Raw genomic sequence first — 8,722 nt, forward strand, 5'->3', positions numbered from 1 at the left:
ACCTGGGCCTGACGCTGGCACTCGCCGGCACCGGCGTGGCGCTGGCCTGGCCGGGCCTGCTGCTGGGCACCCTGGGCTACGCGCTGCTGCTGTGGCAGTGGCAGGTGCCGCGGGAAGAGCAGCAGCTGGCACGCAGCTTCGGCGGCTGGTGGCAGGACTACGCGGCGCAAGTCAGAATCTGAGCCTCCTCTCGCGTGGCGCCCGCCGCGGCCCGGCTGTTGCATGCACCACATCCTGCTGATCGACGACGACGAACTCCTGGCCCCGCCGCTCGCGGCCTACCTGCGCCGCTTCGACTTCGCGCTGGAGGCCGCGCTGCGGCCCAGCGAAGGCCTGGCCCGGCTCGCCGCCGGCGGCATCGACGCGGTGATCCTCGACGTGATGCTGCCCGAGATGGACGGCTTCGAGCTGTGCCGCCGCATCCGCCGCGACAGTCAGATCCCCGTGCTGATGCTCACCGCCCGCGGTGACCTGACCGACCGCGTCGTCGGCCTGGAACTGGGGGCTGACGACTACCTCCCCAAGCCCTTCGAGCCGCGTGAACTTGCGGCCCGCCTGCAGACCATCCTGCGCCGCGTGGCCAGCCATGCGCCGGCCCTCGCCGCCACCGAAGCCCCGCCGCACCTGCTGCGTTTCGACGGCCTGGTGATCGACCTCGAACGCCGCAGCGTGCACCGCCAGGGCGAGCCGGTGGAGCTGACCGGCACCGAGTTCGAGCTGCTGTGGCTGCTGGCGCGTGACCCGCACAAGATCCTCAGCCGCGAGGAGATCCTGAACCGGCTGCGAGGCCGCGAGGCCGACCTCTACACCCGCGCGGTCGACGTGCTGGTCAGCCGCCTGCGCCGCAAGCTGGAGCCGCTGGACGCCATCAAGACCCTGCGCAACGCCGGCTACACCTTCGCGCTGGCGCGGCTGCCATGATGCTGATGCAGCGCGTGGTGGAACGTTGCCGACGGCACCGCGCCGTGCATGCCGCGCGCCGCTGGCGCCATGGCCTGGGCCATTCGCTCAAGCGCCGGCTGGTCTTCCTGTTCGTGCTGCTGGCGGTGGGCACCACGCTGGTCTTTCTCGCCGGCTCGCGCGAGGTGTTCTCCACCGGCTGGCGCGAGCTGGTCAAGCCATTGGTCAGCGATTACCTGGACCGGCTCACCGCCGAGATCGGCAGCCCGCCGGACATTGCCCGCGCCCAGGCGCTGACGCAGCGGTTGCCGATCAGCATCGGCATCGACGGCCCGCTGGTCAACTGGCAAAGCCCGAACACGCCGCAGGACGCGAGCGATGGCCGCAAGCTGCCGCACGACGCCTCGTTGCGCGCGCTGCTCAGCCGCCGCACGTCCGACGGCCACCACATCCGCTACGGCATTGCCGCCTGGCAATGGCAGGAGCACCCGCGCTGGTTCTCCGGCATGACGCTGGGCGGCCTGCTGGTGCTCACCGGGCTGGCGTTTTTCTACGTGCGCAAGCTGTTCCGCCCGCTGGACGACATCCGCGCCGGCGCCATGCGCTACGGCACCGGCGACTTCAGCCAGCCCATCCCGCTGCGCCAGCATGACGAACTCGGCGAACTCGCGATCCAGGTCAACGCCATGGCCGCCAACCTGCAGCGCATGCTGGACGGCCAGCGCGGCCTGCTGCTCGCCATCAGCCACGAACTGCGCTCCCCCCTGACGCGCGCGCGCCTGAACGCCGAACTCGTCGCCGAAGGCCCCGAACGCCAGGCCCTGCTGCGCGACCTGGCCGAAATGCGCGACTTGATCCACGACCTGCTCGAAAGCGAACGCCTGGCCCGCGGCCACGACGCACTGCAGCGCGAGCCGGTCGACCTGAACCAGCTGCTGCGCGACCAAGTCGCCCAGCAATGCCCCGAGCAGCCCATCGAATGGCAGCTGGACCCCACACTGCCCACGCTGCAACTGGACCGCAGCCGCATGCAACTCCTGCTGCGCAACCTGCTGGACAACGCCCTGCGCCACGGCAGCGGCGGCACCCTGGACCTCGCCACCCACCGCAACGGCCAGCAACTGAGCCTCAGCGTACGCGACCGCGGCCCCGGCGTCCCCGTCGACCAACGCGACCGCCTCGCCCAGCCGTTCTACCGGCCGGATGCGGCGCGCACTCGGCGAGACGGTGGGGTTGGCCTCGGCTTGTACCTCTGCCGGCTTGTGGCTGAATCGCATGGGGGCACGCTGAAGTTCGAGGATGCGGGGCCGGGGTTGAGGGTGGTGGTGACGTTGCCGGTGCAGGGTTGACGGGCAGCCTTCGGCGAGCTGCGTAGGCCGGGCCGACATGGTTCGATGCATGTCTGCAGGAAAGGTCATTCCAATTGAGGATGCCCGACCTTGTTAATGCCGAGCACGGCAAAAACATTCTTGGCGAGATCAATGCCCACGGTCAGAATCGCCACGAGCTTCCCCTTCTGAAGCATTCGGTGAGGTATCGCAATTCCCGTCGCGGCATTGGTTGCCGGCTGCTGTTGAGCGGCGAGTTCGGGACAGGGAAGTCCCTTTTATTCGTCAGTTCTCAAAGTCCAACAATCATGGCAATCGAACCAGTATCAGCCGCGCTTACCCTTGGTTCAGCACTTTGGGATGCGTTGGCATCAAATGTCGTTGAAGGCGCAGCTGAAAGCGCGAAGAAAAAATGGAATAAACACAATTGGGGCAAGAGCGAGGCTGCGTATAAGCTGCGCTTGATCGATCTTTATAGTAGCACCAAGCTACTAGGAAATCCCAAGCCAATTCAGCTTGATCGCATCTACACAGATGTACTCGTGCTTGACCAACTAACTGCCTACCGTAGGCTTCAGATCGATGAGGAAAGCGGCAGCCTTCGGGAAAGTACTGGATTGCCACCAAAAATCATCAGGAAGCCGTTGCTTGAAATCGTCCGAGACCGGGTGCGCGTTTACGTCCTTGGAAAGCCGGGGGCAGGCAAGTCAACTTTCTTAAAGACCCTGTGCCTTCTATGCTGCAAAGGCGAGATTCCCAGGACACCAGTCTTCATCTCACTTAAAGAGTGGCACGACAGTGGTATCTCACTCGAAAATTTCATACGAGACGAATTTCGAATCTGCGGGTTTCCTAACTCGGATCTCTTTGCTGAGCACCTGCTAGCCACCGGGACCGCTATGCTCCTTCTCGACGGGCTGGACGAAGTGCCTCCGGAAAATGACGCGAGGCAGAAAGCAATAACGGCGCTTACCCGGCTCTCTCGCCAATATCCAACTGCGCAGATGATTCTGACTTGTCGAATCGCCGCAGCAGAATACTCTTTCGATCAGTTTGATTATTTCGAAATTGCTGATTTTACTCAAGAGCAGCAGCTCGACTTTATTGCCAAATGGTATACCGCAGCCGAAAGTGCCCGCGAACGCTTTCTCACGCAGTGGACTCACGATGAGAACGAAGGCCTGAGGGATCTTGCAAGAACTCCCCTTTTGCTTGCGTTACTGTGTCTGGCTTTTGACGAAACGCTCTCGTTCCCAAAGCGACGGGTTGAGCTGTATCAAGAGGCGACTAACGCACTGCTCCGCAAGTGGGATGCCTCGCGTGGCATTCGAAGAGACGAACTCTACAAAACACTCTCCTATATTCGGCGGGAACAACTTCTCGGGCGTGTCGCAGCAAAGACTTTTCTCAAGTCTGAGGTGTTCTTTCCTGTTCAGCGCGCAACCGACATTATTGACGAGTATCTGGATCAGCTACCTCCGAGAGATGCGAGCAAGACCACTGATGCGATTGATATTCTGAAAGCGGTAGAAGCTCAGCATGGCCTGCTTGTGGAGCGAGCGATTGGGATTTACTCTTTCTCCCATTTGACACTGCACGAATACTTTGCTGCGCGAAATATCGTGGAAACCGCGCACACCGGCGTTCTTCATGCAGTAATTCAGGCGCATTTTTTTGAAGATAGCTGGCGCGAAGTTTTCTTGATGGCCGCGTCACTTATGGACGACGCGACACCACTCTTCGACGGGGTTCGCGACCTTTTTCAGAGCCGCTACTTTAACTTCCTACCGCTGAGACGCGTCTTTGAGCGATCGAGAACTCATTCTGGGACGTTCTTCACCGCGGTCGCTTCGAGTTCACCACCCAGTCAAGCCCTGACAGGTGTTCCTGAGAATCAGGTTTCCCATCTCGTAAAGTGCAAAGACCTGTGCATTTCCCTTGCTGCTCAATTCCACTTCATAAAGTGTGGCGAGTTCGCACGAGCGCGTGTGCGCCAGGCATCGGCTCACATTCAGTCCCTAGCGTTTGCCGAGGCCAAAGCAAGCGGGGCGCCGATCAAGACGTTGCGCGCTATTAATGACTATCTCCAGGCGTGCACCGTGATTATCGAATCACTGCAGGTCGCTTCTCTCGCAAATCGAGATGCTGTCGTGGAGTCGCTTATTTTCCCCACGAACGTCTGACTGCGCAGGTTTACACATTGGCCGCCTCGGTCAAAAGAGCATGGGGAAAAGAGGTGAAAGTTGGTGGGCGGGTCTTGCCTTCTAACATTTGAAAGCGTTGTAAGGGCTGTGGTGGCGTCGAGGAATTATTAGTGCAAGACTTGGCCCCTTGTTGCACGCGAATTTCCAATGCAGGTGTTGAGGAGCTTCGGTCGTTGCTCCGTCGCATCGGTGGGCTCATCTCAACTGCGGCTGATAGGTTGGTGAACTCATGAGTGACTTGTAAGCGCGCTTATGCGCAGCCAAATCCATCAAGTTGATGATGCTTGCCGTATAGCTACGATCCAACAATTCGGGCTATAAGGCTAACTAGCCAGTTGTCACACGGCATGCCTCTCTTTGACCGATGTGCAAACCATGGTTGTTGCCAAGGCTCGCTCCGGCTCTATTCGCGTCTCTACTGATTGCTTCCGTAGCGTTCATCTTATGACAATGAATTGTCATTAGTGTCAATAAAAGGTGCATCATGGCCCAACGAGCTGCCAGAAAAAAGTCGTCTGAGAACCGAGAACTTCAAGTTGCATCGCGAGAGCCGCGGAATATTTTTATCGCCGGTGACTTACTCATCGACCACACTGCATTTGTCTTCTCTTCTATCGATAAACCTCCGCCCGTGCCCGGGGAGGGGTCGTTTCGAGTTCATCGCCGACTTGATACTGCGGGAGGCGCGGCCACTACCGCAAGAGCGGTGAACGTATCTCCTGACACAACCGTATTTCTCTGGGGCTTGGTTGGTAAGTCGCCATGGGGCTCATTTCGGAGTATTTTAGAGCAGTCGCAAGATAGGGATGGCGCAACCCGCCGTATTCACTTGCGGGGAATCCAAGATGAGACCGATGCGTCCATGACAACAATTAGTCGCCTTGTAACTATTGATCGTGCTGAAAATAGCCGGGAATACTATAAGCGGCATGCTAGATTTTCGGATTTCGGGCATGTCCACGTTCCAGTGGATAGGCAGGTGGCTGAGCTTGTCGACACCATAAATAATATTCATGAGAAATCGCCGCTGGATAGTATGGTATTGAATGATGTCGACTTCGGATGCCTTCATGTTCAAATTGTCGATGCCATCAATATTTTTTGTGAAAATAGAAGTATTCCTCTGTTTATGCGCATTCGTAACGATGCGGCAAAGTATAGATTTTCCACTAGCCGCGCAATCGTATGCACGCTTTCGGAATGGTGCAAACTCGTCGGTTCGAAGGAGGATGCCAGTTTCTGGAGTCAGAATATTGGTCAGGCGGAAGTGGGGGCGGACTTCATTCATAATTGCCTAGCGTCATTCAGGAGTGCGGATGCGATTGCTGTTCTCGTGGGCGATGACTGGATTGATTCCATTCTTTTGGTTGAGCATGATAAAAATGAAAACAATTTCCGACTGATGCAACTTCCGGGTTTGCCTGCTGCGGACAAGAGTAAAAGCCAGCAAGTTGGAGTTTCTGATGTATTCCTCGGAGCTGTGGCGGCAGCTTTGCCTCGCGAAAAGCCCAGCAATGGCAGTTTAGTCGGCGCCATTTGCCATGCGATGAATGTTGTTGCTACGTATCAAATTTCCCGGTGGCATCACATACACCCCTTGCGTCAAAATACGGATACCTATAGACGAGACATTCGGTCGCTGGCAAGCGTGGCTGGGGCAGCTCGCTACTTGCCTGTAAGCGCTGATATTTCGCTACAGGATGCTAAGACGGATATACCAGATGTAGTAAGCGTCTCCGATGTAACAAAGCGGGCGCTTTCAAAGATGGTAAGTGATGTTAGGGATGACCTGAAGTCTATAGTTTTGGCAGCGACTGGGGGTAGTGGTAAAAGCCTTATTGCGTCGCGCCTATCCGCGGTGGCAAGGGAGGGCGGGTGGAAGACATTCTCGGTCGAGGAGATTGATATAAAGTGGGATCTCTCTAAGCCGAATGAGGTTATCGAGAAGATATGTGCAACCTGTCGCCAAGAAGATGATGAAAAAATATTCATAATTGTTGACGAGGTACTGAAATTAAAAGGCGGCTCAACGGTTGCATCAAATGGTGTCGTGCTTCTGAATCGTGCCGCCGAAAAACGAGTCAGATTTTTCTTTATCGATGCAGACTTTCTCAAGATAAATTTCGACAATCTACGATCTCAGTTCGCAAGAAGGGTGGAGTGGCATAGTTTGCCTTCCGCGTGGCAGCGCCCGGAAGATATTCCTTATGTGGCTGCGTCATTTTTGTGCTCTCAATTGGGCGCCTCGGCATCGCGTGCGACCATTGAGGTGGATTTCCTGCTGGAGGTAATGGAGTGGATTATGAAGGAGCGCCTTACGTTCGGGGATCTTCTGGAGTTACTAAAGAAGATTTTGAGGAAGCGTAAAGCAAGCGCCGATTTTTCTCTTCAGTGGATAGATTTACCCATGACCATTCGAGGTAAATCACGGCCTCAAATTTCAATTCCTACTTCGCTGTTTCGGATAGTTGCGTGAGAAGCATGGAGGGCCAAGCCTCCCATTTGCCTCGAAGTCGAAGAGATGCCGTGAGTCTAAATTCATATGTCTGTCGAATGATGTTGATATGGCTGGGCCCGCATTCCGCATGGTGCTCGATCTCTATCGTTTATAAGCCGTGCACTTGCCCGCGCATCTGACGGGATTCCGCGATGCATTGATGTGGCGTTTGTGGAGAATCCCTTCTGGCAAGTGCCGAGTGCAAGGTGCTCGCCGTACTGGCAGCAGATGCCTCAGCCCCTTCGTGACCTCTACCTTGAGTTACATCGCCGTGAACCCTGACATTTCTGCATGACCCAGATTTTCACCTATCGCACGGCTACGCCCGAAGACGCGCTCTGCCTGAGCGTGCTCGCCACGCAGGTGTTTCTGGACACCTACGCCACCAACGGCATCAACACCGACCTGGCGCGGGAGGCGAGCCTGGTCTATTCGCTGGCTGCGTTCGAGCGGCGCTTGCGCGATCCAGACGTGGAGATCACGGTCGTGCAGCGTGGCGAATGGCTGGTGGGGTTCATGGACCTGGCTTTCGACACGGTCTGCCCGGTTCCGGCGACCGATGGCATTGAAGTGCTGCGGTTGTACGTGCAGGCGCCGTTTCAGGGTTGCGGCATTGGCCGGCGGCTGATGGCGATGGCCGAGCGCAAGGCGCAGGAGGGGGCGGCCGCGCATGTGTGGCTCACGGCCTGGGTTGGCAATGCGCGGGCGTTGAAGGTCTACCCGGCCCTGGGATACAGGCACGTGGGAGCGACGCAGTACGTCATTGAAGGCAAGGCGTATGAAAACCGCGTCTTCGCCAAATCCATGGCTGCGGAAAGAACCTGAGCGTGCACGTTCAGAAGCCGGCAGGGCTAGGCGCAATGCGGGTTCGGGCTGGTCCGTCGCTGACAGGGTGGTGAACTTGCCCTGACCATCTTCTGCCATGGCAGAAGACGGCCGTGCCGCTGGGTAGGCAGATGCCTGAACATCGGTCCACGACCCCGGTGCCTCCATCGGGCCTGGTGGCGGACCTGCCGCAGGCTTGGCCACCGGCTTTCCGGCACACCCACCAGGACGCTTCCCATGCTGTTTTCCCTTCACTCCCGTGCCCTGGGCGCTGCCGCGCTGCTGGGCGCGATGGCCGTCGGCGCGGCGCACGCTGGCGCTGTCAGCGGCACCTTGCTCGACGACCAGGGCCACGCCATTGATGCTTCGCTGTGGCCGTTTGTCGCGCTGTACCAATGCGACGTTTCGGGCACCGAGCAGGACTTCTGCACCGCGTTTGCCAATGGTGGCGGGGTGCTGGACGATGGCACCTGGGCGATTGCGACCGATGGCCTGCCGGCCGGCAAATACCAGCTGGTGGCCGGTGCCAACGACTTCAGCACCAAGTACACCAAGCACTTCAAGCTGGAGGCCGAAGGCACGCTGCAGCAGGCGCTGCTGCTCAAGCCGCTGCAGATCGCGTTTGCCGAGTTCAACCCCTGCACGACGCTGAACAACGGCTGGTGCGACATTGGCTACCAGGTCACCAATCACTCGACCAAGGACGTGAAGACGCAGGTCTGGGCGCAGGTGACGGCCCGCACCAACATGCCCACGCCGGACACCCAGTACAGCAGCGGCAACGGCGGCTACAAGCCGACGGTGTTGACGCTGGCGGCTGGCGAGACGCGCCAGGTCACGCAGTCCGTCTACGTGGGCACGCGCGACACCGGCGCCTATTCCATCGTCAGCTTCTTCGCCTCGCCTCCTGGCCAGCCGAACCAGACGACCGGCTTCAGCCAGGGCGTGCGCCTGGCGCAGACGCCGGG

General features: G+C 58.6%; 8 protein-coding genes. All 8 read left to right on the top strand.

The genetic code is table 11. The features are described from left to right. The coding region (locus FKP22_RS32035) for a hypothetical protein (RefSeq protein ID WP_211361397.1) at window positions 1-182 on the top strand (182 nt) is incomplete at its 5' end. A 40-nt stretch (window positions 183-222) separates the two neighbouring features. Beyond that, entirely contained in the window at window positions 223-921 is a 699-nt protein-coding gene (locus tag FKP22_RS13200) for a response regulator transcription factor (RefSeq protein ID WP_141287949.1), read from the top strand. Next, window positions 918-2,249: a HAMP domain-containing sensor histidine kinase gene (locus FKP22_RS13205; protein ID WP_231013067.1), complete on the top strand. Its 1,332-nt coding sequence runs from the start codon at window positions 918-920 to the stop codon at window positions 2,247-2,249. The genes FKP22_RS13200 and FKP22_RS13205 overlap by 4 nt, the downstream gene beginning before the upstream one ends. Window positions 2,250-2,536: 287 nt before the next feature. Beyond that, window positions 2,537-4,411 carry an NACHT domain-containing protein gene (locus FKP22_RS13210; protein WP_170200887.1) on the top strand — a complete coding sequence of 625 codons (1,875 nt, stop codon included), beginning with the start codon at window positions 2,537-2,539 and terminating at the stop codon, window positions 4,409-4,411. A 727-nt stretch (window positions 4,412-5,138) separates the two neighbouring features. After that, complete coding sequence (locus FKP22_RS13215) at window positions 5,139-6,908, top strand: hypothetical protein (RefSeq protein ID WP_170200888.1); 1,770 nt, start codon at window positions 5,139-5,141, stop codon at window positions 6,906-6,908. 102 nt (window positions 6,909-7,010) lie between these two features. Beyond that, window positions 7,011-7,211 carry a DUF7674 family protein gene (locus FKP22_RS34580; RefSeq protein ID WP_425551824.1) on the top strand — a complete coding sequence of 67 codons (201 nt, stop codon included), beginning with the start codon at window positions 7,011-7,013 and terminating at the stop codon, window positions 7,209-7,211. A gap of 9 nt (window positions 7,212-7,220) precedes the next feature. Beyond that, complete coding sequence (locus FKP22_RS13220) at window positions 7,221-7,754, top strand: GNAT family N-acetyltransferase (RefSeq protein WP_141287952.1); 534 nt, start codon at window positions 7,221-7,223, stop codon at window positions 7,752-7,754. 237 nt (window positions 7,755-7,991) lie between these two features. Then, window positions 7,992-8,722, top strand: a 731-nt coding sequence (locus tag FKP22_RS13225; RefSeq protein ID WP_141287953.1) for a hypothetical protein, incomplete at its 3' end; no start/stop codon positions are given.

The sequence above is a fragment of the Ideonella azotifigens genome (assembly GCF_006519715.1).
GTDB classification, from domain to species: domain Bacteria; phylum Pseudomonadota; class Gammaproteobacteria; order Burkholderiales; family Burkholderiaceae_C; genus Ideonella; species Ideonella azotifigens.